The 23399-nt window shown below is 73.9% G+C and carries 21 protein-coding genes and 1 pseudogene; 13 read left to right on the top strand and 9 right to left on the bottom strand.

All coding sequences use genetic code 11. The annotated features are described in order from the left end of the window. Window positions 1-14: 14 nt before the first annotated feature. The 4 genes and pseudogenes from CUD01_RS17310 to CUD01_RS13205 form a co-directional block, all read left to right on the top strand. A pseudogene (locus CUD01_RS17310) lies at window positions 15-728 on the top strand (Y-family DNA polymerase); the annotation flags it as partial. Between the two features lie 112 nt (window positions 729-840). Next, window positions 841-1284, top strand: a complete 444-nt coding sequence (locus tag CUD01_RS17305) for a DinB/UmuC family translesion DNA polymerase (RefSeq protein WP_341765961.1) — start codon at window positions 841-843, stop codon at window positions 1282-1284. 93 nt (window positions 1285-1377) lie between these two features. Continuing rightward, window positions 1378-2301 (top strand): GmrSD restriction endonuclease domain-containing protein, encoded by a 924-nt coding sequence (locus CUD01_RS13210; protein WP_141321707.1) that lies wholly within the window; start codon window positions 1378-1380, stop codon window positions 2299-2301. A gap of 220 nt (window positions 2302-2521) precedes the next feature. Then, on the top strand, window positions 2522-4177 hold the full coding sequence (locus tag CUD01_RS13205) for an ATP-binding cassette domain-containing protein (RefSeq protein WP_141321705.1): 1656 nt from the start codon (window positions 2522-2524) through the stop codon (window positions 4175-4177). Between the two features lie 36 nt (window positions 4178-4213). Here CUD01_RS13205 and CUD01_RS13200 read toward each other — a convergent pair whose 3' ends face one another. Together CUD01_RS13200 and CUD01_RS13195 are read right to left on the bottom strand one after the other, a co-directional pair. Beyond that, on the bottom strand, window positions 4214-5701 hold the full coding sequence (locus tag CUD01_RS13200) for an MATE family efflux transporter (RefSeq protein WP_094179588.1): 1488 nt from the start codon (window positions 5699-5701) through the stop codon (window positions 4214-4216). Between the two features lie 216 nt (window positions 5702-5917). After that, the gene (locus CUD01_RS13195; protein WP_141321703.1) at window positions 5918-6253 is read right to left on the bottom strand and encodes an STAS domain-containing protein; all 336 of its coding nucleotides are present in this window, start codon (window positions 6251-6253) and stop codon (window positions 5918-5920) included. A 214-nt stretch (window positions 6254-6467) separates the two neighbouring features. Here CUD01_RS13195 and CUD01_RS13190 point away from each other — a divergent pair, with 214 nt between their 5' ends. Next, entirely contained in the window at window positions 6468-7457 is a 990-nt protein-coding gene (locus tag CUD01_RS13190; RefSeq protein ID WP_141321701.1) for an HNH endonuclease, read from the top strand. Here CUD01_RS13190 and CUD01_RS13185 read toward each other — a convergent pair. The 4 genes from CUD01_RS13185 to CUD01_RS13170 form a co-directional block, all read right to left on the bottom strand. Further along, the gene (locus CUD01_RS13185) at window positions 7454-8878 is read right to left on the bottom strand and encodes an HNH endonuclease signature motif containing protein (protein ID WP_141321699.1); all 1425 of its coding nucleotides are present in this window, start codon (window positions 8876-8878) and stop codon (window positions 7454-7456) included. The two genes, CUD01_RS13190 and CUD01_RS13185, sit on opposite strands and share 4 nt — an antisense overlap. Window positions 8879-9060: 182 nt before the next feature. Further along, window positions 9061-10470, bottom strand: a complete 1410-nt coding sequence (locus tag CUD01_RS13180) for a dicarboxylate/amino acid:cation symporter (RefSeq protein WP_141321697.1) — start codon at window positions 10468-10470, stop codon at window positions 9061-9063. Between the two features lie 403 nt (window positions 10471-10873). Further along, window positions 10874-12358, bottom strand: coding sequence for an amino acid permease (locus CUD01_RS13175; protein WP_141321695.1), 1485 nt, complete (start codon window positions 12356-12358; stop codon window positions 10874-10876). A 118-nt stretch (window positions 12359-12476) separates the two neighbouring features. Further along, complete coding sequence (locus CUD01_RS13170) at window positions 12477-12920, bottom strand: SRPBCC family protein (protein ID WP_094179582.1); 444 nt, start codon at window positions 12918-12920, stop codon at window positions 12477-12479. 124 nt (window positions 12921-13044) lie between these two features. Here CUD01_RS13170 and CUD01_RS13165 point away from each other — a divergent pair, with 124 nt between their 5' ends. The 7 genes from CUD01_RS13165 to CUD01_RS13135 all read left to right on the top strand — a co-directional run bounded on the left by CUD01_RS13165 (window position 13045) and on the right by CUD01_RS13135 (window position 19598). Beyond that, window positions 13045-14076: a TIGR03885 family FMN-dependent LLM class oxidoreductase gene (locus tag CUD01_RS13165; RefSeq protein ID WP_094179581.1), complete on the top strand. Its 1032-nt coding sequence runs from the start codon at window positions 13045-13047 to the stop codon at window positions 14074-14076. After that, the gene (locus tag CUD01_RS13160; RefSeq protein WP_094179580.1) at window positions 14073-15782 is read left to right on the top strand and encodes an alpha-amylase family protein; all 1710 of its coding nucleotides are present in this window, start codon (window positions 14073-14075) and stop codon (window positions 15780-15782) included. Before CUD01_RS13165 ends, CUD01_RS13160 begins: the two co-directional genes overlap by 4 nt. A gap of 105 nt (window positions 15783-15887) precedes the next feature. Next, a complete protein-coding gene (locus CUD01_RS13155) occupies window positions 15888-16532 on the top strand; it encodes a TetR/AcrR family transcriptional regulator (protein WP_094182062.1) in 645 nt (214 codons plus the stop codon). Next, entirely contained in the window at window positions 16529-18250 is a 1722-nt protein-coding gene (gene poxB / locus CUD01_RS13150; RefSeq protein ID WP_094179579.1) for a ubiquinone-dependent pyruvate dehydrogenase, read from the top strand. The genes CUD01_RS13155 and poxB overlap by 4 nt, the downstream gene beginning before the upstream one ends. Window positions 18251-18296: 46 nt before the next feature. Then, on the top strand, window positions 18297-18929 hold the full coding sequence (locus tag CUD01_RS13145; RefSeq protein ID WP_141321693.1) for a hypothetical protein: 633 nt from the start codon (window positions 18297-18299) through the stop codon (window positions 18927-18929). 21 nt (window positions 18930-18950) lie between these two features. Next, entirely contained in the window at window positions 18951-19184 is a 234-nt protein-coding gene (locus CUD01_RS13140; protein WP_141321691.1) for a DUF308 domain-containing protein, read from the top strand. A 36-nt stretch (window positions 19185-19220) separates the two neighbouring features. Further along, window positions 19221-19598 carry an alpha/beta hydrolase family protein gene (locus CUD01_RS13135; RefSeq protein WP_141321689.1) on the top strand — a complete coding sequence of 126 codons (378 nt, stop codon included), beginning with the start codon at window positions 19221-19223 and terminating at the stop codon, window positions 19596-19598. Window positions 19599-19611: 13 nt separating this feature from the next. Here CUD01_RS13135 and CUD01_RS13130 read toward each other — a convergent pair whose 3' ends face one another. From CUD01_RS13130 to CUD01_RS13120, 3 genes are read right to left on the bottom strand one after another with little or no spacing between them, the layout of a single operon-like run. Beyond that, entirely contained in the window at window positions 19612-20535 is a 924-nt protein-coding gene (locus tag CUD01_RS13130; protein ID WP_141321687.1) for an NADP-dependent oxidoreductase, read from the bottom strand. Then, window positions 20498-22492: a heavy metal translocating P-type ATPase gene (locus tag CUD01_RS13125; protein ID WP_141321685.1), complete on the bottom strand. Its 1995-nt coding sequence runs from the start codon at window positions 22490-22492 to the stop codon at window positions 20498-20500. The genes CUD01_RS13130 and CUD01_RS13125 overlap by 38 nt, the downstream gene beginning before the upstream one ends. A 37-nt stretch (window positions 22493-22529) precedes the next feature. After that, window positions 22530-22763: a heavy-metal-associated domain-containing protein gene (locus CUD01_RS13120; RefSeq protein WP_141321683.1), complete on the bottom strand. Its 234-nt coding sequence runs from the start codon at window positions 22761-22763 to the stop codon at window positions 22530-22532. A gap of 173 nt (window positions 22764-22936) precedes the next feature. Between CUD01_RS13120 and CUD01_RS13115 the strand changes: the two genes are divergently transcribed. Then, window positions 22937-23399, top strand: a 463-nt coding sequence (locus CUD01_RS13115; RefSeq protein ID WP_141321681.1) for a cyclic nucleotide-binding domain-containing protein, incomplete at its 3' end; no start/stop codon positions are given.

The following is a 23399-nucleotide window of genomic DNA, read 5'->3' as shown; positions in this document are numbered from 1 at the left end:
GACACCTGGCGCGTGTGGGTGGCCGGGTCGAACATGTGTTCGTGGAGTCCCGGCACGCGACGATCCTGCACGCCGACCTCGACGCGTTCTACGCGTCGGTCGAGCAGCGTGACGACCCGCGCCTGCGCGGGCGTCCCGTCGCGGTCGGCGGGGGCGTCGTGCTCGCCGCGTCGTACGAGGCGAAGCGGCGCGGCGTGCGGACCGCGATGGGTGGCCGGCAGGCGCGCGGTCTGTGCCCCGACCTGATCGTCGTGCGGCCACGGTTCGACGCGTACGTCGAGGCGAGCCGCGAGGTGTTCGCGATCTTCCGGGACGTGACACCGCAGGTGCAGGGCGTGTCGATCGACGAGGCGTTCCTCGACGTGCGAGGGCTGCGCCGCGCCGACCCGACCGCACCCGCCGAGCACGCCGCACGGGTCCGCACCCGGGTGCGCGACGAGGTCGGGCTGCCCATCACGGTCGGGGTCGCGCGCACGCCGTTCCTCGCGAAGGTCGCCAGCCGCGTCGCGAAACCCGACGGGCTCCTCGTCGTCGCACCCGACGACGAGGACGCGTTCCTGCACCCGCTGCCCGTCGAGACCCTGTGGGGCGTCGGCGAGAGCACGGCGACGCGGCTGCACGGGTACGGGCTGCGCACCGCCGGCGACGTCGCGGCACTCGACGAGCGCGTGCTGCGCGGGCTGCTGGGGCCCGCGGCCGGGTCGCACCTGTACGCGGTCGTCCACGGCCGCACGCCGGAGCGCGTGGTCACCGACCAGGCGCGCGGCTCGGTCGGCGCCCAGCGCGCTCGGCCGGGGGCCGCACTCCCCCGAGGACGTACGCGCCGCCCTCCTGGGACTCGTGGACCGGGTCTGCCGCCGGATGCGCGCCGGGCACCTGACGGCGCGGACCGTCGTGCTGCGGCTGCGGTTCGCCGACTTCTCGCGCGCGACCCGGTCACGGTCGCTCGCGTTCGGCACCGCCTCGAGCGACGAGCTGCGTGACGCGGCGCTGGGGCTGCTCGACGCCGCCCGGGACCTCGTCGCGGCGCGAGGGATCACGCTCGTCGGTGTCGCGCTCACCGGGCTCGCGAGCGACACCGTCGTGCAGCCACCGCTGCCGCTGTCCCCGCCGCACGACGAGCTCGACCGCACGGTCGACTCGCTCGCGGACCGGTTCGGCTCCCGCGCCGTGCAGCGCGCGAGCCTGCTCGTCGTCGGCGACGGGTTCGAGGCCCCGCAGCTCGACGACGTGACGCGACCGACACGCGGACCTGCGCAGGTCCCGGCCCGCGGACGCCGATGATCTGGTCGGAGGCGCGCAGGTGGCGCGCCGGAGTCGACGGGGTGGGGACGCGTGCACGGCTGGAGGCGCGGGCGGGTCCGGCCGGTGTGCGCCGTGGCGGGACTGCTCGCGGCACTCACGCTCGCCGGCTGCTCGGACGTCTCGCTCGGCCCGTCGACCCAGCCTGCGGAACGCCCTCCCGCGACCGCGGCGGCGGACCCGACCGCGCCGGCGGACGCGACCGCGTCGTCACGCGGGACCGCGGCTCCCCCCGCTCCCACTGCCAGCACGGACCCCGGGCCGGCGGTCGCGGCGCTCGACCGGCTCGTCGTCGCGGGCCGGGCCCCGCTCACCGGGTACGACCGCGACCTGTTCGGCTACCGCGCGGTCGACGCGAACCGCAACGGGTGCGACACGCGCAACGACATCCTGCGCCGCGACCTCGTCGACGCCGTGGTGCGCGCCGACGGGTGCGTGGTGCTCTCCGGCACGCTCGTCGACCCGTACTCGGGCGGGACGATCGCGTTCGAGCGCGGTGCCGCGACGTCGGGGGCGGTGCAGGTCGACCACGTGGTCGCGCTCGCCGACGCGTGGCAGAAGGGTGCGCAGCGGTGGGACGCGGCCACGCGTGAGGCGTTCGCGAACGACCCGCTCAACCTGCTCGCCGTCGACGGCACGTTGAACGCCGCGAAGGGCTCGGGTGACGCCGCCACGTGGTTGCCGCCCGCGCGCGGTTCGCGGTGCGCGTACGTCGCGCGGCAGGTCGCGGTGAAGCAGGCCTACGCGCTGCGGGTCACGGCCGCCGAGCGCGACGCGATCGCGCGCGTGCTGCGCTCCTGCCCCGACGAGGCCCTCCCCCCACCCAGCCCGGTCACGCCCCGGCGCGCGACGACCGGCGCGGCGCCGACGCCGCCACCGGACGGGTCCTTCGCGAGCTGCGCGGACGCCCGCGCCGCGGGTGCGGCACCCCTCCACGCGGGCGACCCGGGGTACCGCCGCGGGCTCGACGGGGACGGCGACGGGATCGCCTGCGAGTAGCAGCGGCACACGCGCGTCGTCGGCCGCACGATCGCGACCCCTGGTAATTCGCTCGCCCCGATTACGACCCCCGTGCGAGGCTCGGGCGTCCTTGTCGTCGACCTAGGTGGTGATCATGACGGGCACCCGGTTCGCGCCGCACCAGCCGCGCTGACCCGAGAGCCCCGCCGCGTCGGCGAGGGCACCGGGTTCGCGCACTCGTCGAACCCCGGGAGCTCGTATGTCCACGCCCACCACCTCCGCGCGCGCCCACGCGCGCTCCAGTCTCACCTTCACCGACGTCACCTTCGTCCACCCGGACGGCGCGGTCACGCTCGACGGCGTCACAGGGTCCTTCGGGCCTGGCCGCACGGGCCTGCTCGGCGCCAACGGCTCCGGCAAGTCGACCCTGCTGCGCCTGGCCGCGGGTCACCTCGCGCCGACGACCGGCACGGTCACCGCCGCGGGCGACGTCGCCTACCTGCCGCAGCACGTCGCGCTCGACACGACGTCGACGGTCGCGGACCTCCTCGGCGTGGGGGCCACGCTCGCCGCGCTGCGCGCGATCGAGTCGGGCGACTCCCGCGAGGAGCTGTTCGAGGCGGTCGGCGACGCGTGGGACGTCGAGTCCCGAGCCGCCGAGGCGCTGCGCCCGATCGGCCTGGACGCGCGTGACCTGGACCGGGCGTCGGCGACGCTGTCGGGAGGAGAGGCCGTGCTCGTCGCGGTCGCGGGGCTTCGCCTGCGCCGGGCGGCGGTCACGTTGCTCGACGAGCCCACGAACAACCTCGACCGGGACGCACGTGCCGCGCTCCGCTCCGAGCTGCGCGCGTGGCCCGGCGCGCTCGTCGTCGTGTCGCACGACGTCGCGCTGCTCGAGGAGATGGACGAGGTCGCCGAGCTGTACGCGCACCGCCTGACGGTGCACGGCGGCCCGTACTCGTCGTGGCGGTCCTGGCTCGACACCGAGCAGGCAGCCGCGGCCCGCGCCGCGCGGTCGGCGGAGCAGCAGGTCAAGGTCGAGAAGCGGCAGCGGGTCGAGGCCGAGACCAAGCTCGCACGCCGTGCCCGGCAGGGACGGGCCATGGCGGCGAACGCCAAGGCCGCGCCGATCGTGCTCAACGCCTGGGCGTCGAAGTCCGAGGTCTCGGCCGGCCGGCACCGGCGCACCATGGACGAGCGGCTCGCGACGAGCCGTGCGGCCGCGGACGCGGCGGCGGCCCGGCTGCGGGACGACGAGGCGGTCCACCTCGACCTGCCCGACCCGGACGTGCCACGCGGGCGGCGCATCGCCGAGCTGCCGGGCGCTCCGGACGTCGCGGGCGGTGTCGTGCGGGTCCAGGGGCCCGAGCGGGTGGGCGTCGTCGGCGCGAACGGCGTCGGCAAGACGACGCTGGTCGAGCTGCTGGTCGGCACCGCGGCGGACCGACCCCACCTGCCCGTCGACCCGGACCGCGTGCGCCGGTTCACGCACCTCGTCGGCTACCTCCCCCAGAGGTCGTGGCACCTGGACGACGAGGACAGCGCGCTGACGATCGTCGGCGCGGCGGCGCCCACGGTGCCGGATCGTGAGCTGCGCAACCGGCTCGCACGCCTGCTCCTGCGCGGCGACACCGTGCACCGGCCGGTCGGGACCCTCTCCGGCGGCGAGCGGTTCCGGGTCGCGCTCGCACGGCTCCTGCTCGCCGAGCCCACGCCCCAGCTGCTGGTGCTCGACGAGCCGACGAACGACCTGGACCTGACCACGGTCGACCAGCTCGTCGCCGCGCTCCACGCCTACCGGGGGGCGCTGGTCGTCGTCAGCCACGACGAGCACTTCCTGGGGCGGCTCGGCCTGGACCGGGTCCTCGAGCTCGGGCCGGACGGCGCTCTGCGCGAGGTGACCCTCCCGCACTGACCGGTCGGGACGGCGCACCGTCCCTGCGCCCGCGCGTCAGCGCGTGGGCGCAGGGACGTCCGGCTCGTCGAGCAGACGCTCGTCGCGGCTGCGCGGCTGCGGCACGACCGCCTCGACGACGAGCGACCCCTCGGCGGGGCCCTCCACGAGGACCGGCTCGACGCCCGACCGGGGCTGCGGACCGGACGCCGGGCGGGCGACGGCCATCGCCCGGTGCGCGCGCAGGTACGCGGGCACCAGCAGCACCACGGCACCGACCCAGGCGAGCGGGTTGCTCCAGACGACGCCCGCGTACCCGAACGCCGAGCCGAGGACCATCGCCGCACCGACCCGCATCACCAGCTCGATGATCCCCGTGATCGTCGGCACGGCCGCCTGCCCGAGCCCCTGCAGCGCGCCGCGCAGCACGAACAGGACGCCGAGCAGGCAGTACATCGCCCCGTTCACCGTGAGGAACTGCGCGGCCATGTCGACCACGCGCTGCTCGCCGGGCCCGACGAACAGCTCCACGATCATCCCGCCGAAGCCGACCAGCACGACGCCCAGGACGAGCGACCCGGCGACCGACATCCCGACGCCCTGGACGACGCCGCGACGGATCCGGTCCGGGCGTCCCGCACCGAGGTTCTGGGCCGTGAACGTGGAGACCGCCAGGCCGAGCGACGCGAGCAGCGCGACGGCCAGGCCGTCGACCCGGGCGGCCGTGGTGTACGCCGCGACCGCGTCCGCACCGAGCTCGTTCAGGCGCAGCTGCACCGCGAGCGCGCCGATGGCGATGATCGAGGCCTGGAAGCCCATCGGCAGGCCCAGCCGCAGGTGACGCGTCACGTCCTCGCGGGTCAGCCGGAAGTCGGCTCGCCCCACGTGCAGGACGGGGACGCGCTTGCTGACGTACCAGAGGCACAGCGCGACGGACACGCCCTGGGAGACGAGGGTCGCGAGCGCCGCGCCGCCGACCCCGTACCCCGCGCCGCGCACGATCGCGAGGACGAGCAGGATGTTCAGCACGCAGCTCACCGCGAGGAACACCAGCGGCGTGCGGGAGTCACCGATCGCGCGGATCACCGCCGCGAGGAAGTTGTAGAACATGGTGGTGACGGAGCCCGCGAAGCTCACGACCGCGAAGGTGTGCGCCTGGTCGAACAGCTCCGGTGGCGTCTGCAGGAGGCGCAGCGCCGGCCCGGTCAGGAGCACGGCGCCGACCGAGATCACGACGCTGGCGACGCCCGTGAGGACCGCACCGGTGGCCACCGACCGCCGCACGGCCGCGTGGTCACCGGCGCCGAACGCCTGCGCGGTCGGGATCGCGAAGCCCGAGGTCATCCCCCACGCGAACCCGATCAGCAGGAACAGCAGACTGCCCGTCGACCCGACCGCGGCGAGCGCATCGACCCCGAGCGTGCGGCCGACGATCATGGCGTCGGCGATCTGGTAGAGCTGCTGGACGACGTTGCCGATGAGCAGCGGGATGCAGAAGACGAGGATGACGCGCCAGGGGCGGCCGGTCGTGAGGACCTTGGCCATGAGGGAACAGCGCTCCGGGGGGTCGGGTGGGCGGGCCCGACGAGGTCGACCCCACGCACCGGTGCGGTGGGCCGACCTGCGCCGCGCAGGGTCGTATCGATACGATCGTATCGTTACGACCGACGCTCACCAGAGGTTTTCCGGGGTTCTCTCGCAGACGACGATGTCGCTCCGCTCACACCCGCCCGGACAACCTCAGCGAGCGCCACCCCGAGGTCAGGCGACCGGGGCCACCTCGTCCTCGTCCGCGGGCAGGAGCGACGCCGCCCCGACGATCTCCAGGACGTCCCGGACCGCCCGGCTCGGGTCACGCAGCGACAGCGCGAGCCCCGACTCCCGCGCCGCGCGCAACAGCTGCATCACGAACGCGAGCCCGGACGAGTCGATGAACGTCACCTCGGAGGCGTCGATCACGATCGGGAAGTCGCTCGTGAGGGCCGCGACCATCGAGCTGCTCGCCTGCTCCCGGAGCGCGACGTCGACCTCCCCGACCATGCGGACGACCGTCAGCCCGGGCTCCGCCTCGACGCGGATCTCCCCCGCAGCGACCACTTCGTCTCCTCGTCCGCCCTCGACCACATTCGCAGCCGGTGTGACAGTACGCGCTCGCGGCGCGCCCGCCACCCGTGCGGGAGCGATCCCGCTCACACCGTCACCGGGACAACGCCCCGGGCACCCGTCTCGTTCCCGACGAGGTGCACGCGCGCACGGGTGAAGCTCGGGCACGTCCTTGCCCCAGCGGGCCTGACGGTGCTGAGCTCGACCCGTGGAGGCGCGCCCGCGGACGGTCGACGTCCGGTCACCGGACCGGACCTTCTGGAGCTGCTTCACCCGCGCGACCGACCCCCTGGGCAACCTCTACGGCGACGTCCTCGGCACGAGGTACGAGTACGACTCCCACGTCGTCAACCACACGCGGGTGTCCGTCAGCGACGTCCTCGTCCTGCGTGACGACCACCTCGTCCTCGGGTTCGGCGTCGTCGACCACGTCACCAGCCGCGACCGGGTCAAGATCATGGAGCGGTGCGTGCGCTGCGAGTCCAGCGACCTGTCCACGCGCTCACGCAAGAGCCCCCGCTACCGGTGCAACGACTGCAAGGAGGAGTTCGACGAGCCGAACCTCGTCCCGAAGGACGTGACCCTGTACGTCGCGGACTACTCGACATGGTGGACGAGCCTGAGCTCCCCTGCGCCGGTCAAGGCCCTCGAGTCGCTGTACGCGGGACGAGACAGGCAGAACGCGATCCGCCGGCTCGACCCGGTTCCGACGATCGAGATGCTGGCCTTCCACAGCGGTGTCGAGGGGGCGCTGCAGCTGGACATCCTGGTCGAGTCACGCGACCTGCCCGGCGGTCACGTCGAGGTGGTCGCACGACAGCGGGTCGGCCAGCAGAGGTTCCGCGACGCGATGTTCGACAGGTTCGGCACGACGTGCGCGATCACCGGCACGCAGCCACGCGAGGTGCTCGACGCGGCACACCTGTACTCGTACGCCGACCACGGCGAGCACCACGTCGACGGAGGGCTGCTGCTCCGCGCGGACGTGCACCGCCTGTTCGACCGGCTCCTGGTGACGATCGACCCCGAGTCGTGGCACTCGGTCGTGGCACCTCCCCTTCTCTCGCGCTACCCCTCACTGCGTCAGCTGGACGCCGCTCCCGTCCGCGTCCCGATCGAGCTGCGCCCGTCGCCGGACCTGCTCGCCGAGCACCACCGGTCGTCCCGACGGCGCTGGAAGGACCTCGTCCCGGTCTAGGGCGCAGCGTCATCGCGGACTCGCGCGACGCGCGACCGAACCGCTTGCGGCGAGGTGGGGGCGGACAGGACGGGCTGCGGTCGCACCAGGTACCGGACACCGAGGTGCGATGTCCACTCGACGCCGCCGTCCGGAACACTGCGCCGCGCCTTCCACAGACCTTTCGTCTTGAGGTCATGGTGCCCCTTGCAGAGCGGTTGGAGGTTGTCGGCGCGGGTCTGCGGCGGGTCCCCGCTCGCCGCTGCGGCGGCCGGCGCCTCGCGCCAAGGCTCGACGTGGTCGAGCTCGCACGAGGCGGCCGGGCGGACGCAGCCGGGGAACGTGCATGTCTGGTCCCGCGCCGAGACGTGCCCGCCGAGCACGCGGCCCGGCCGGTACGCGCGGGTGGACCGTTCGACGAGCGTCCCGTCCAGGGGGTCGGTCAGCAGGCGTCGCCAGGTGGCGTCCTGCGCGACCTGGCGTGCGACGTCGGCGGGCAGCGGCCCGTACCCGGCGAGCTCGGCGGGGTTCTCGTCGAGGCCGAGCAGCGTCGATGCCGCGACGGTCACCTGGACCTGCGGACGCGCGCCGCGCCTGCCGGGCACGGACGTCCCGCACGGAAGGGTCCCCTGGTCGGCGATCGTCCGGAAGATCGACACGAGCACGTCGGCGCGTCGCTGGTCGCGTGTGCGGTGGTCGTGGGCGTCGACGGGCTCGGTCGCCGCGTCGAGGACGGCCTTCACGAGCATGGCGTCCGGCGCGGGCACGAAGGCCGACACCCAGGCCATGCCGTCCGGCGCCCACCCGGTCTCGACGCGCCGCTGCTCGACGGCCCGGCGCGACCGTTCGCGCGCCGCGGCCGGGTCGACGGCGATGACCTCGCGGCGTACGACACGCCGCAGCTGCGTCGGCGTGAGGTCGCCGGCCCTCTCGGCCGCGACCTGCGCCACCGCGTTCGCTGCGGCGTCGACCGCCGCCACGTCGGGCAGCGCCTCGGTGCCGACGACGAGCGCGGCGAGCTCGTCGAGGACGGCGTCGACCTTGCGCGCGTCCATCGCACCGTCGCGCAGCGCGGTCTCGACGGCGGGGAGCTCACCGAGGCCCGCGGCTCGTGAGACGAGCACCTGCGCGGCGGTGCGAGTGCTCGCCAGCGCCGAGGCGATCTCGTCGGCGAGCACGCCTGTCGCGTCATACCCGCGCGCGACGAGGTCGCGGACGGCGCGCGCCTGCGCGGCGAGGGCCACCCCGACGAGCTGCTGCCACCCGACGACCTGCTCGAGGAGCGCGATGTCGTCGGCATCGCCCGCCTGCATGGCCTCCAGGAGCGCCGCGAGCTCGGACGCGGTCGCCCCGGGTCTCGGGAACACCGGCGGATGGGCCGGCCACTCGACCAGCGTGCGGCCGGGCATGGACGCGCGCGTCGGCACCGATGTCTCCCGCACCGGACTCACCTCCTCCCCACTTCTCGAACAAGTGTTCCATCCAGCACGCACCCGCAAGGCCCCGGCGCGAGATCTGTGGACGGGCTGTCGCACCAGGCGTCACCCCGCGCACCACGAAGGGCCCCGACCGCCCGCAGGCGATCGGGGCCCTTCGTCGTCCGCAGACGCCCGGAAGGTCGACGTCAGCCCACCGCGACCGGCTCACGGCTCGCGACCGGGTCCTGCGCCTCGACGACCGTCACGGGCTCGTCGTCGGAGAACAGGTCCTCCACCGACGCGGACCGGTACCGCTCGAGGTCGAGGATGCCCTCGCGTCGTGCGACGACGGTCGGCACGAGCGCCTGGCCCGCGACGTTCACGGCGGTGCGGCCCATGTCGAGGATCGGGTCGATCGCGAGCAGCAGCCCGACGCCGGCGAGCGGCAGCCCCAGGGTCGAGAGCGTGAGCGTGAGCATGACGACCGCGCCGGTGAGACCGGCGGTGGCCGCGGACCCGACGACGGACACGAACGCGATGAGCAGGTAGTCCGTGACGGACAGGTCGATCCCGAAGATCTGGGCGACGAAGATCGCGGAGATGGCCGGGTAGATCGAGGCGCAACCGTCCATCTTGGTCGTCGCGCCGAGCGGCACGGCGAACGACGCGTACGAGGACGGCACGCCGAGGTTCCGCTCGGTGACGCGCTGCGTCACGGGCAGCGTGCCGACCGAGGACCGCGAGACGAACGCGAGCTGGATCGCGGGCCACGCGCCGCGGAAGAACGACAGCACGTGCAGCCCGTGCGCCCGCAGGATCACGGGGTACACGACGAGCAGCACGACGAGCAGCCCGGTGTAGATCGCGGCGGCGTAGGTGGCGAGCGGCGAGAGCAGGTCCCACCCGTAGGTGGCGACGGCCTTGCCGATGAGGCCGAGGGTCCCGAGCGGCGCGAGGCGGATGACCCACCACAGGACCTTCTGGACCACGGCGAGCGCGGACCGGTTGAACGCGAGGAACGGCTCGGCCGCCTTGCCGGTGCGCAGCGCGGCGATGCCGACGACGAGCGCGACGACGACGATCTGCAGCACGTTGAACGAGATCGACGTGCTCGCGGTGCCGTCCTCGACCTGGGTCGAGGCGCCGAGACCGAGGAAGTTGCCCGGGATCAGACCGTTGAGGAAGTCGATCCAGGAGCCGGTCCTGGTGGGCTCGCTGCCGGTGCTCGGGTCGAGGGTGGAGCGCGCGCCGGGCTGGAACAGCAGCCCGAGGCCGATGCCCACGGCGACCGAGATCGCGGCGGTGATGGCGAACCACAGCAGCGTCTGGCCCGCGAGGCGGGCGGCGTTGGTGACGTGCCGCAGGTTCGCGATGGACGCGACGATGGCGAGGAAGACGAGCGGCGGCACGATCGCCTTGAGCAGGGTGACGAACGACGCCCCGATGGTGTCGAGCGTCGTCGTCAGCCAGTTCTCGGAGCCGTCGGCGACGGGTCCCAGCCGGAGGGCGACCCAGCCGAGCAGCACGCCGAGGGCGAGGCCGAGCACCACCTGGACGGTGAAGGAGGGGAACCGCCGCCGCGTGCGGGCGGGCGGAAGGGTGGACGTGTCGGACACGTGGAGACCTTTCGAGGGCGCACGACGACGCGCGTCGTGCCGCGATCAGGGGGACGGCACCGGGGAGGGGCGGAGCCCGACGAAGGTGCGCGGGCCGCGAGGGCGCGGCGGGGAGGACCGACGCAGGAGGTCGGTGCGGGGGCGCGGGCGTGACGCCGGCGCGAGGAAGGGTCAGGCCGGGCGGGCCGGGCTCACCAGCTGCGTGCGCGGCGACAGAGCGCGCTGGCGACCAGGGACAGGTCGACGGCACGGCGCTCGGTCAGGTTCCACGCGCTCACGCGGAGCAGCTCCTCGGGGACGGGAGTTCGTCGAGAACTCGTCGGTCGCGTCTCGTCGTCCCAGGTCCGGGACGACAGCGCCCGTCGAGTGTACGACGACCGATTCATCCCACCAAAGAGCCAGGTCAGCCTGGCCGCACCGGCGTCCGCGCCGGCTCCTGGGCCTTCCCGACCCGCGAGTGCCCGCGGGAGTAGGTGAAGTAGATGACGAACCCGATCGCGAGCCACGCGACGAACCGCAGCCACGTCTCGACGGGCAGGTTGAGCGCGAGGTAGAGGCAGATGGCGGCCGAGGCGATCGGCAGCACCGGCACCCACGGCACCCGGAACGCGCGCGGCAGGTCCGGGCGGGTGCGCCGGAGCACGATGACCCCGATGCTGACCAGGACGAACGCCGACAGCGTCCCGATGTTGACCATCTCCTCGAGCACGCCCACGGGGGTCAGCCCGGCGACGACCGCGCACACCGCCGTGACGATCGCGGTGATGACCCACGGCGTGCGGAACGTCGGGTGGACCTTCGCGAGGCCGGGCGGCAGCAGGTGGTCGCGGCTCATCGCGAACATCACGCGGGACGCGCCGATCATGAGCGTCAGCACCACGGTGGTCAGCCCCGCGACCGCGCCCGCGGAGATCACGGTCGCCATCCAGTCCTGCCCGTGCACCTCGAACGCGTTGGCGAGGGCGGCCTCCGGGGACAGCTCGTCGAACGGCACCATCCCGGTCACGACGAGCGCGACCGCGCAGTACAGGACCGTGCAGATGAGCAGCGAGCCGATGATGCCGATCGGCAGGTCGCGCTTCGGGTTGCGGGTCTCCTCGGCGGTCGTCGCGACGACGTCGAACCCGATGTAGGCGAAGAACACGAGCGCCGCCCCGGCGAAGATCCCGCCCACGCCGAACGCGGCGGGCTCGATGCCGAGCATCGCCTGGAGCAGGGGCTGCGTGAGGCCGGAGGTGGTCTCGGTGGGCTGCGACGGGGGCACGAACGGCTCGTAGTTGGCCGCCGAGACGAACTGGATGCCCGCGAAGATCACGAACAGCACGATGAACAGCTTGATCCCGACGAGCACGAGGTTGACCCGCATGGACTCCTTGATGCCGATCGTGATGAGCCCGCCGAGCACGAGCACCAGCACGACCGCCGGCACGTCCACCACGCCGCCGTACCCGATCGACTCGGGGATGTCGAAGCCGACCTGGGACAGGAAGGTGCCGAGGTACGCGCTCCACCCCTGCGCGACGACGCTCGCGCCGAGGAACATCTCGAGCAGCAGGTCCCACCCGACGATCCAGGCGAGCAGCTCCCCGAGGCTCGCGTAGCTGAAGGTGTACGCGGAGCCGGACACCGGCACGGTGGACGCGAACTCGGCGTAGCACATCGCGGCGAGCGCGCAGCAGACCGCCGCGACCACGAACGACAGGACGATCGCCGGGCCGGCGGTCTCGTGCGCCGCGCGCCCGGTGAGCGTGAAGATGCCGGCACCGATGACGACGCCGACGCCGAAGACGATGAGGTCGAGCGGCCCGAGCGACCGCTTGAGCTGGTACTCGGGCTCGTCGGCGTCGGCCAGCGACTGCTCGATCGTCTTCGTCCGCAGCAAGCTCATGCGCCGTCTCCCTCGTCCGTCCGCCCCGCCGGCTGCGAGCAAGTCTGGCGCAGGCGACCCGCGTGCGCGCGGTGTCGGTGACCAGAATGTCCCAGGTCGCGCACCGCGAGAAGGGACGTCAGTCCGACGAGGTGCGGCGCTCCGCGATGTACGCGAGGCGCCGCAGCGACTCGGTGTTGCGCGCGCGCAGCACGGCCGCGCGCAGGGGCCGCGGCACGAGCGTGCCCGGACCTCGGACCGCGTCCTCGTCGATGCGGACCAGGCACCCGTCGCCGCTCGCCTTGACGCGGATCGAGATGGCGGCCTCCCCCGCGGGCCACCCGCGCGCCACGAGGTCGATGCCGTGCTCGGGGTCCCACGTGCGCACGTCGGTGACGTCGTCGAGGAGCGCGGGCCACAGGCCCACGGAGTGCTCGATCCGGGCTCCCTCGACGGGCCAGTCGGGGCTGACCGACCGGATCCGCGACGTCCCGACGACCCAGGCGGCGTAGCTCCAGCCGTCGGCGAGGACGTCGAGCACCGCGGCGGGTGCGCAGCTCATGCGTCGCACGACCGTGACCATGGTTCCCCCTCCGTCGCCGCCCCCCGTCCGAGGGTGGGGTCCATGGTGCGTCCCGCGCGCCGGTGCCGCGACCGGGAGCCGCTCGGCGCGCGAAACCGGCCGGGTGCAGGTAGGAACGACGACCATGGTGACGATCGGGTTCCATCACTCGCACGAGCAGGTCCACCCCGGCCGGCTGCTCGCCGCCGCGCAGCGCGCGCAGGAGGTGGGCTTCGACGCGGGCATGTGCTCGGACCACTTCGCGCCGTGGAGCGCGACGCAAGGCCACTCCGGGTTCGCGTGGTCGTGGCTGGGTGCTGCGCTCGCGACGACGAGCCTGCCGTTCGGCGTGGTCAACGCGCCCGGCCAGCGCTACCACCCCGTGATCGTCGCGCAGGCAGCGGCGACGCTCGCGGCGATGTTCCCGGGGCGGTTCTGGGTCGCGCTGGGCTCGGGCGAGAACCTCAACGAGCACGTCACCGGTGACGGCTGGCCCGCCAAGGGGGTGCGCGACGCCCGGCTGCGCGAGTGCGTCGGGGTGATCCGGGCGCTGCTCGCGGGCGAGGAAGTCTCGCACGACGGTCTGGTCCGCGTGGACCGCGCGAAGCTGTGGACGCTGCCCGACGAGCCGCCGAGGCTGGTCGGCCCCGCGGTGACACCCGCGACCGCGGCCGCCCACGCGCAGTGGGCCGACGGCCTCGTCACGGTGAACCAGCATCCGGAGCGACTGCGCGAGGTCGTGGGTGCGTACCGGGAGGCGGGCGGACGCGGCACGGTCGCGCTGCAGGTGCACGTGAGCTGGTCCCCGGACCCGGCGGAGGCGCTCGCGGTCGCGCGGGAGCAGTGGGGGGTGCAGGTGTTCGGGCCGCCGCTCGCGTGGGACCTCGACACCCCGGAGGCGTTCGACTCGCTCGCGCCGCACGTGTCCGACGACGCGGTGCGCGCGTCGGTGCTCGTGGAGCACGACCCGGCTCGGCTCGCGGACCGGCTCGCGGACCTCGTCGGGATCGGGTTCGACGCGGTCTACGTGCACCAGGTGGCGACCGACCCGCGGGTGTCGGACGACAAGCACCCCAGCGCCGCCCCGACGGCGACGCCGCGCGACGCGACGCTCGACCGCTTCCTCGACATGGCCGGCGAGCACCTGCTCCCGGCGCTGCGGGAGGTGCGCGCATGAGGGTCCGCGACACGGGCGACCTGTGGTGGAAGACCGCGGTGATCTACTGCCTGGACATCGAGACGTTCATGGACTGGGACGACGACGGCGTCGGCGACGTGCACGGCCTCACCCAGCGCATCGACCACCTCGCGGACCTGGGGGTCACGTGCCTGTGGCTCATGCCGTTCTACCCGACCGCGGACCGCGACGACGGCTACGACATCACGGACTTCCTGGGCGTGGACCCGCGGCTGGGCGACGTGGGTGACCTCGTCGAGCTGGTGCGCACGGCGCGCGACCGGGGCATCCGGGTGATCGCGGACCTCGTCGTGAACCACACGAGCGACCGGCACCCGTGGTTCCGCTCGGCGCGCCGGTCGAAGGACTCGCCGTACCGCGACTACTACGTGTGGTCGGCGACGAAGCCGCCGGACACGAGCGACCAGGTGGTGTTCCCCGACCAGGAGCAGGGCATCTGGACGCTCGACGAGGCGACGGGCGAGTGGTACCGGCACCGGTTCTACCGGCACCAGCCGGACCTCAACACCGCCAACCCCCGGGTGCGCGACGAGATCGCGAAGGTGGTCAGCTACTGGACGCAGCTCGGGCTGTCGGGGTTCCGGGTCGACGCGGTGCCGTTCTTCCTGGCGGACACCGCCAAGTCCCCGCACGACGACCTGGAGGACCCGCACGACTACCTGCGCGACCTGCGCTCGTTCCTCACGCGCCGCAACGGCGAGGCGATCCTCATGGGCGAGGTCAACCTCCCGTACGAGCAGCAGCGCCGGTTCTTCGGTGACGACGACGGGGACGGGACCGCGGACGGCACCGAGCTGACGCTGCAGTTCGACTTCGTCGGGATGCAGCAGCTGTACCTGTCGCTGGCCCGGCAGGACGCGCGCCCGCTCGCGACGACGCTCGCGGGGAGGCCGACCATCCCGCACGACGCGCAGTGGGCGACGTTCGTGCGCAACCACGACGAGCTGACGCTCGACAAGCTGTCCGACGACGAGCGTGCCGAGGTGTTCGCGGCGTTCGGCCCGGACCCGGACATGCAGCTGTACGGGCGTGGCCTGCGCCGACGGTTGCCCACCATGCTCGACGGCGACCCGCGGCACGTGCGGATGGTGTACTCGCTGCTGTTCTCGCTGCCGGGCACGCCGGTGCTGTTCTACGGCGAGGAGATCGGCATGGGCGAGAACCTCGCGGCCGAGGGTCGGCTCGCGGTGCGCACGCCGATGCAGTGGAACGAGGGGCACAACGGCGGGTTCAGCCGCGCGGCGCCGTCCCGGCTGCCGGGGCCGGTCGTCGAGGACGGGTACGCGCCCGTGCACGTCAACGTCGCGGCGCAGCGCCGCGACCCGGACTCGCTGCTGACGTTCGTCACGACGCTCGCGCACCGGTACCGGGAGTGCCCCGAGCTGGGGTGGGCGCGCGAGGTGGAGATCCTCGACCAGCCGCACGACTCGGTGCTCGCGCACCGGGTGACCTGGGGTGACGGGTCGATGGTCGCGCTGCACAACTTCGCGCCGCGCGCGGTCACGGTGCCGCTGCGCCTCCCCGACTGCGTGCCTGAGGACGACGGACCGGCGGTGCGGCTCGCGGACCTGCTGCAGGCGGGCGACACCGAGCTCGACGAGCGCGGCCGGGCCGAGCTCGAGCTGCCGGCGTACGGCTACCGGTGGCTGCGCGTGGTGCGGGACGGGGACCGCCGGCTCCTGTGAGGCGGCCCTGGAGGGCGGCACGGCGGCGGGCTCGGGCGTGAGCGACGAGACAGCCGAGCGACACGGTCCCGCCCCCGCGCCAGGCATATAGTGGACGCCGTGTCCATGAATTCGCCGCCGCGCCGCGGCCGACCCCGGTCGGCCGAGCGACGGCGCGCGGTCCTGGACGCCGCGGCGGAGCTCGCGCTCACCAGCGCGGCGCTGCCGACGATGGACGCGATCGCGTCCCGCGCGGGCGTCTCACGCACGACCCTCTACAAGTGGTGGCCCTCCACGGCGGCCGTGCTCCTCGAAGGGCTCCTCGAGCGCTTCCACACGAGCATCGAGTTCGACGACGACATGCCGGTGCGCGACGCGCTGACCGCGCAGGTCGACGCCCTGGTCCACCTGCTGCGCGACACCCCTGCGGGCGGGCTCATCCGCCAGCTCATGGCGGCCTCGATCAGCGACGCCGCGACGAGCACCGCGCTGCTCGACCAGTGGATGGAGCCGCGCCGACAGGCCGCCCTGCACCACGTGGCGCGCGGCGTCGCGGCGGGCGAGCTGCACGCCGGCACGGACCCCGACCTCGTCGTCGACGCGCTGTTCGCGCCCGCTTACCACAGGCTGGTGTGGGGGCACGCCCCGCTCGACGACGACCTCGCCGAGTCTGTGTGCGCCCTCGTCTGGCCCGCGATCGCCGTGCCCACCTCACGACCCGCGGCAGACCCCGCCGCACCACCGGCTCCAGACCGAGGAGAACACGCATGACCACCGTCGCGAAGAACATGGTCGACACGCTCGTCGCCTCCGGCGTGCAGCGCGTCTACGGCATCCCGGGCGACTCGCTCAACGGGTTCACCGACGCGCTGCGCGGATCGGGGATCGACTGGGTGCACGTGCGCCACGAGGAGGCCGCGGCGTTCGCGGCGGGTGCCGAGGCGGCTCTCACCGGTGAGCTCGCGGTCTGCGTCGGCTCGTGCGGCCCGGGCAACCTGCACCTCATCAACGGCCTGTTCGACGCGCAGCGCTCGGGCGTCCCGGTACTCGCGATCGCCGCGCACATCCCCACCTCCGAGATCGGCTCCGGGTACTTCCAGGAGACCCACCCGCAGGAGCTGTTCCGCGAGTGCTCCGTGTACGTCGAGTACGCGGCCTCCCCCGTCCAGATGCCGCGCGTCATGCGCGCCGCGATGCAGGCCGCGGTGGAGAAGAAGGGCGTCGCCGTCGTCGTCATCCCCGGCGACGTCGCGCTCGCCGACGCGCTCGACGAGACCGCGACCGCCGTGCGCGCGTCGCGGCCGCGCATCATCCCGTCCGACGACGAGCTCGCGCAGGCCGCGCGGCTCCTCGACGAGGCGAAGCGGGTGACCATCCTCGCCGGCGCCGGCACCGAGGGTGCGCACGCCGAGCTCATCGCGCTCGCCGACACGCTCGGCGCGCCCATCGTGCACACGCTGCGTTCCAAGCACTTCGTCGAGCACGACAACCCGTTCGACGTCGGCATGACCGGGCTGCTCGGCTTCGCGTCCGGGTACAAGGCCATGGAGTCGTGCGACACCCTGCTCATGCTCGGCACCGACTTCCCGTACCAGCCGTTCCTGCCCGAGAAGGCCAAGGTCATCCAGGTCGACATCCGCGGCGAGCGGCTCGGCCGCCGCGCACACCTGGAGCTCGGCCTCGTCGGCGACGTCCGCGAGACGCTCCTGGGCCTGCAGCCGCTGCTGCGCCGGCACGACGACCGCGGACACCTCGAGGAGGCGCTCGCGCACTACGCCAAGACGCGCACCAAGCTCGACGACCTCGCGACCCCGCGCAAGGGTGACCAGCCCCTGCACCCCCAGTACGTCGCGAGGCTGATCGACGAGATCGCGTCCGACGACGCCGTGTTCATCCCGGACGTCGGCTCGCCCGTCATCTGGGCCGCCCGCTACCTCACGATGAACGGCAGGCGCCGCGTGATCGGCTCGTTCATCCACGGCTCGATGGCGAACGCGCTCCCCCAGGCCGTGGGTGTCGCCGCGTCGCACCCCGGCCGGCAGGTCGTCGCGATGTCCGGCGACGGCGGGGTCGCGATGCTCCTCGGCGAGCTCCTGACGTTCACGCAGAACAAGCTCCCGGTGAAGATCGTCGTGTTCAACAACGCGTCCCTCAACTTCGTCGAGCTCGAGATGAAGGCCGCCGGCTTCGTCACGAGCGCGACCGACCTCGAGAACCCGTCGCTCGCCGCGATCGCCGAGGCCGCGGGCCTCAAGGCGTTCCGCGTCGAGCGGTCCAAGGACCTGCGCAAGGCGCTGGAGGAGGCGTTCGCGTACGACGGCCCGGCGTTCGTCGACGTCGTGACCGAACGGCAGGAGCTCACCATCCCGCCGTCGGTCAAGCTCGAGCAGGCCAAGGGCTTCGCGCTCTACGCGCTGCGCACGCTACTGTCTGGCCGCGGCGACGAGCTGCTCGACCTCACCCGGGCCAACCTGCGCCAGGTGTTCTGACCCGCCGGTGGGCGCCGCCACCACCGGTGCCCACCCTGGGAGCGCCATGCGTCACCGTCTCGCCGCGGCCGCGGCCGCGGCCTGTGTCCTGCTGCTCGCGGGCTGTGCGTCCGCCCAGGACGCGTCCCCGAAGAACGCTCCCGGTCACTCGCTCACGCGTGACCGGCAGACCCCGGCACCCCGGCCGACGTCGACCCCTGCCCGCACCCTCGTCATCGAGCCGCTGAGGGGAGCCGGCTCACGCGTGAGCGTGAAGTCGCTGGGCTTCGACGTCCCCGCCGGCTGGGTCGTCGACCGCGTCGACGACCCGGCCGGTGAGGTCCGGCACCTGCGCCCCGCCGAGGCCGAGACGCCGCTCGCGTCGGTGATGGCGTGGGACATCTCAGGTGGCGGGGCGCAGACCGTGCGGGCCGCGATCGACCGCGTCCCGACGGACTGGGGCCCCGATGCGCTGGTCCACGAGGTCGGCGTGGCGTGGGAGGGCATGCCGTCGGCGCGTGCGGCCATCGTGACCTACGAGGCGGGGCCTCCCGACGAGGGACTGTGGCAGGTCCTGGTGCTCGCGGTGCACGACCGGCGCGAGACGGCGGCCGCGCTCATCCAGATCGCCGCCCCGGCGGGCGACCTGAAGACGTCGACGGCGTTCGACGTCGTGCGCTCGGTGCGCTGGGACCCCTGAGACCGGCGCTAGCCTCGCTGCGTGAGGCCCACCGCCCGCCCGCTGCGTGAACGGTGGCGCGCCGTCCCGTGGCTGCTCACACGCGCGCCACGGTGGGCCCGCGCGGTCCTCGGTGTCGCGCTGCTCGCGCTCGGGCTGTTCCTCGTCGTGCGACCGCTCACGGCGGTGAGCGTGCTCGGGCTGTTCGTGGGGCTGAGCGCGATGGTGTCGGGCGTCGCGGACCTGCTCGACCGTGGGTCGGGCCGCTGGTCGTAGCTCGGGGGCGCGCTGTGGGTCGTCGGTGGCCTGCTCGTGACGGTGTGGCTCGGGCGCGACGTCGATCTCCTGGCCACCGTCCTGACCGGCCTGGCCGTCGCCCGCGACCAGCCGATCCTGCGCACGTCACGCACCGTGGGCGTGATCGGGGACCGGCTGCGCGAGAACGTGCCGACGGGACCGTGGCGGGCGCCGCTGTTCGTCGGGCACGGCACGGCCGACTCGATCGTCCCCTACCGGCTCACACGCGAGTACGTGCCGCTGGCGTGCGCGGCCGGCGCGACGCTCGAACTGCGCTCCTACGAGGGCGCCTCGCACCTGGACGTGCTCCAGCCACCCTCGGGCCTCCCCCACGACCTGGTCGCCTGGACCAGCGCCCGCCTCGCGGGCGAGGACGCGCCGACCTCCTGCTGACGACGACGCGCGCTCAGACCCGGACGACGACCTTCCCGCGCACGTGCCCGGACGCGCTCGCCTCGTGCGCGGCCGCGGCGTCGGCAAGGTCGAACACCTGCGCCACCTCCACACCGACCTTGCCGTCGTCGATCAGCGCGCCGAGCGCGGCCAGGTCCGCGGAGTCGGGTCGCACCCACACGTAGTGCCCGCCGAGCTCGTCCCGCGCCTTCGCGTCGACGATCGAGGCGATCGTCCCGCCCGCGCGCAGCACCGACGGCGCGGTCGCGACCGCGTCCGGGCTCCCGTAGTCGAGGACCACGTCGACGCCGTCGGGGGCGAGGGCGCGCACGCGCTCGACGAGCCCGTCACCGTAGGTCACGGCCTGCGCGCCCAGCGCCCGCAGGTACTCGTGGTTCGCCTCGGACGCGGTCCCGACGACCGTGGCGCCCAGCGCCGCCGCGATCTGCACGGCGAACCCGCCGACACCGCCGGCCGCCGCATGCACGAGGACCGTCTGACCGGCCGTGACACCCGCCCGCCGGATCGACTGGTACGCCGTCAGACCCGCGAGCGGGACCGCGGCCGCCTCCTCGAACGACAGCGTCGTGGGCTTGCGGGCCAGGGTGCGCACCGGCGCCGAGACGTACTCGGCGAACGTGCCGCCGTGCACCCAGTCCTTGCGCACGTAGCCGAAGACCTCGTCGCCCACCTGAAGCTCGGGTGTGTCGAGGCCGACGCTCTCGACGACGCCCGCGACGTCCCAGCCCGGCACGACCGGGAAGCGCACGTCCATGATCGCGTCGAGGTAGCCCTGCCGGAGCTTCCAGTCGACGGGGTTGACCGACGCGGCCCGCACGCGGACCAGCACGGTGTCGGCGCCGACCTTGGGGGTCGGCTGCTCGGTGAGCTCGAGGACGTCAGCGCCGCCGTAGCGGGAGTAGGTGATCGCTCGCATACGAGTCCCAGCCCCGCGGGCCGCCCGGGTATTCCGGGACGTGCGGCACGTGGGCCCGCGCACGCGCCAGACGCATCGCGTTGACGATGACGACGAGGACGGAGACCTCGTGCACGAGCATCCCCGCGGCCATGGTGACCCCGCCCGCCAGCACGCCCGCGAGCAGGAGCGCCACCGTGCCGACGGCGATCGCGATGTTCTGCCGCATGACCCGCACGGTCCGTCGCGCGAGCCGGACCGCGGCGGGCAGCGCGAGCAGGTCGTCGGTCATGAGCGCGACGTCGGCGGTCTCGATCGCGACGGCGGTGCCGGCCGCACCCATCGCGACGCCCACGTCGGCAGCCGCGAGCGCCGGGGCGTCGTTGACGCCGTCACCGACCATCGCGACGGTGTGGCCCGCGGCCCGGAGCGCCGCGACGGCGGCGAGCTTGTCGTCGGGCAGGAGCTCCGCGCGGACCTCGTCGACGCCGAGGCGTGACGCGACGGCCCGGGCGACCGGGCCGACGTCGCCCGTGAGCATGACGACGCGGGTGATCCCCGCGTCGTGCAGCGCGCCGACCAGGAGCTCGGCGTCGGGTCGCACCTCGTCGGCGAGCGCGACGAGCCCGACGACGCGACCGTCGAGGGTCACGACGGCCGGCGTACGGCCCAGCGCCGCGAGCCGGGCCACCTCGGTGCGTGCGTACGCCAGGTCCGCGGGCGCCTCGTCGGCGACGAGGCGCAGGTTCCCCACGGCGACGCGCCGGCCGTCGACCCACGCGACGACACCCTTGCCCGGGACGGGGACGGTCCGCTCGGGCAGGCCGGTGACGGGCCGGCCTGCCTCGGCGGCCGCCTCCAGCACGGGCGGTGCGAGCGGGTGCTCGGAGCCGGCCTCGGCGCGCGCCGCCCACGCCAGGACCTCGTCGGCCGTGACGTCCGCCACGAGCGCGACCACGTCGGTGACCCGCGGCCGGCCGCGTGTGAGCGTGCCGGTCTTGTCGAGCGCGACCGCGTCGACCCGGGCGGCGGTCTCGAGGTGCTCGCCGCCCTTGACGAGGATCCCGTCGCGCGCGCCGCGGCCCACGCCGGCGACCACCGCGACGGGGATCGAGATCACCAGCGCCCCGGGGCAGCCGATGACGAGCAGCGTGAGTGCGAGGCCGACGTCGCGCGTCAGCACGCCGGCGAGCACCGCGCCGACGACGACGGCGGGCGTGTACCAGGCGGAGAAGCGCTCCATGAACGTCTGGGTGGGCGCCTTCGCGTCCTGCGCCTCCTCGACCCGGTGGATGATGCGGGCGAGGGTCGTGTCCGCGCCGACGCCCGTGGCCCGCACGTGCAGGACGCCGCTGTGCGACACGGTGCCCGCATAGACCGCGTCGCCGGGGCCCTTCTCCGCGTGGATGGACTCCCCGGTGATCGCGGACTCGTCGAGCGCACCGGCGCCTGCGACGACCACACCGTCCACGGGGACCCGCGAACCGTTCCTGACGAGGACCTCCTCGTCGCGGCGCACGGACTCGGCCGGCACCTCGACCGGCACCCCGTCCCGCAGCACGAGTGCACGCTCGGGTGCGACCGCGACGAGGTCGGCGAGCGCGGACCGGGTGCGCCGCAGCGTCGCGGCCTCGAGCGCGTGGCCCAGCGCGAACAGCCACGTGACGGCCGCGGCCTCCCAGAGCTCCCCCAGGACGAGCGCACCGGCCGCGGCGACGGTCACGAGCAGCTCGATCGCGAGCATCCGCACCGCGAGCGCCCGCACGGCCCGCACCGCGATCGGCAGGCCGGCGACCAGCGCCGCGACGAGCAGGAGCACGTCGGAGGCGACGAGCACGGGCGAACCGGCGGCCTCGTCGTGCGCACCGAACGGGTTGACGCCCTGGCTCCAGGACAGGACGACCGCGGCCGCGACGAGCGGGCCGGCGAGCGACGGCACCGCCCACGGGCTGCGCAGGCGGGCAGGGACGGACGGCATGGTGTCTCCTCGCTGATCGTCGACGGGGGCGGGTGGGTCAGACGGCGGCCGGCGTCGCCCGGTAGCCGGCCTTCGCGATGGCACGGACGACCGCGTCGCTCGTCGCGACGGCCGGGTCGTGGTCGACCTCGACGCGTCCGGACGCGAACCGCACCGCGACGTGCTCGACACCGGGCAGCCGCCCGACCTGCTTCTCGATCGCCGCGACGCACGAGGGGCAGCTGAAGCCCTCGGCGCGGAACACCGAACGGGTGGTGGTGGTGCTCGTCATGGCGGACGTCCTCACTGGTCTCGTGGTCGAGCCCCTCTCGACCTGACCAGCACGCTAGGCAGCGGCCGCGCGCACCTCCATGACGCACGTCAGTTGTCCGCAGACCCGTCCGGTGCGCCTGCGGGATACTGCTCGCGAGCAGTCCCGACGAGACCCGCGGAGGGCGTGGAGCCATGGCACCCGGCGGTGAGCGGCGCACCATCCCGCTGCGGGAGGTCGTCCTGCCGCACCAGTGCCCACGGCCCGTGCGGATGGACGTGCTGTCCCGCACCCCGTACTTCGCCGGGCTCGACCCGGACGCGCTCGACGGCATCGACCGGCGCATGCGCGCGCGGACGGTGCGCGCGCACGAGCACGTGTACGTCGCGGGCGAGCCCGCGGACGCGCTGTACGTCGTCGCGCAGGGTGCCGTGTCGCTCGCCCACGTCACCGAGGACGGCGCGCCGACGCTCACCGACGTGCTCGTGCCGGGCGAGCTGTTCGGCGCCATGGGCACGCTCGGTGAGCCGGTCCACCTGCAGACCGCCACGGCGCTCGTCGACACGTGCGCGTTGCGCATCGGGCAGGACGACTTCCGTGCGGTGCTGCGCGAGCGGCCCGTCGTCGCGCTGCGCGTGCTCGACGACGTCGCCGCCC

The sequence above is a fragment of the Cellulomonas uda genome (assembly GCF_006538705.1).
Lineage (GTDB): Bacteria > Actinomycetota > Actinomycetes > Actinomycetales > Cellulomonadaceae > Cellulomonas > Cellulomonas uda.
The sequence above is the reverse complement of the archived record's forward strand: the minus strand, read 5'-3'. Positions and strand labels throughout refer to the sequence as shown.

What these genes read in the sequence shown, in the direction of transcription:
- CUD01_RS13170 (WP_094179582.1), bottom strand. Translation starts at nt 12,920, where the DNA reads ATGGTCACGGTCGTGCGACGCATGAGCTGCGCACCCGCCGCGGTGCTC.
- CUD01_RS13130 (WP_141321687.1), bottom strand. Translation starts at nt 20,535, where the DNA reads ATGCGAGCGATCACCTACTCCCGCTACGGCGGCGCTGACGTCCTCGAG.
- CUD01_RS13160 (WP_094179580.1), top strand. Translation starts at nt 14,073, where the DNA reads ATGAGGGTCCGCGACACGGGCGACCTGTGGTGGAAGACCGCGGTGATC.
- CUD01_RS13175 (WP_141321695.1), bottom strand. Translation starts at nt 12,358, where the DNA reads ATGAGCTTGCTGCGGACGAAGACGATCGAGCAGTCGCTGGCCGACGCC.
- CUD01_RS13125 (WP_141321685.1), bottom strand. Translation starts at nt 22,492, where the DNA reads ATGCCGTCCGTCCCTGCCCGCCTGCGCAGCCCGTGGGCGGTGCCGTCG.
- CUD01_RS13200 (WP_094179588.1), bottom strand. Translation starts at nt 5,701, where the DNA reads ATGGCCAAGGTCCTCACGACCGGCCGCCCCTGGCGCGTCATCCTCGTC.
- CUD01_RS13145 (WP_141321693.1), top strand. Translation starts at nt 18,297, where the DNA reads ATGCGTCACCGTCTCGCCGCGGCCGCGGCCGCGGCCTGTGTCCTGCTG.
- CUD01_RS13165 (WP_094179581.1), top strand. Translation starts at nt 13,045, where the DNA reads ATGGTGACGATCGGGTTCCATCACTCGCACGAGCAGGTCCACCCCGGC.
- poxB (WP_094179579.1), top strand. Translation starts at nt 16,529, where the DNA reads ATGACCACCGTCGCGAAGAACATGGTCGACACGCTCGTCGCCTCCGGC.
- CUD01_RS13120 (WP_141321683.1), bottom strand. Translation starts at nt 22,763, where the DNA reads ATGACGAGCACCACCACCACCCGTTCGGTGTTCCGCGCCGAGGGCTTC.
- CUD01_RS13155 (WP_094182062.1), top strand. Translation starts at nt 15,888, where the DNA reads ATGAATTCGCCGCCGCGCCGCGGCCGACCCCGGTCGGCCGAGCGACGG.
- CUD01_RS13205 (WP_141321705.1), top strand. Translation starts at nt 2,522, where the DNA reads ATGTCCACGCCCACCACCTCCGCGCGCGCCCACGCGCGCTCCAGTCTC.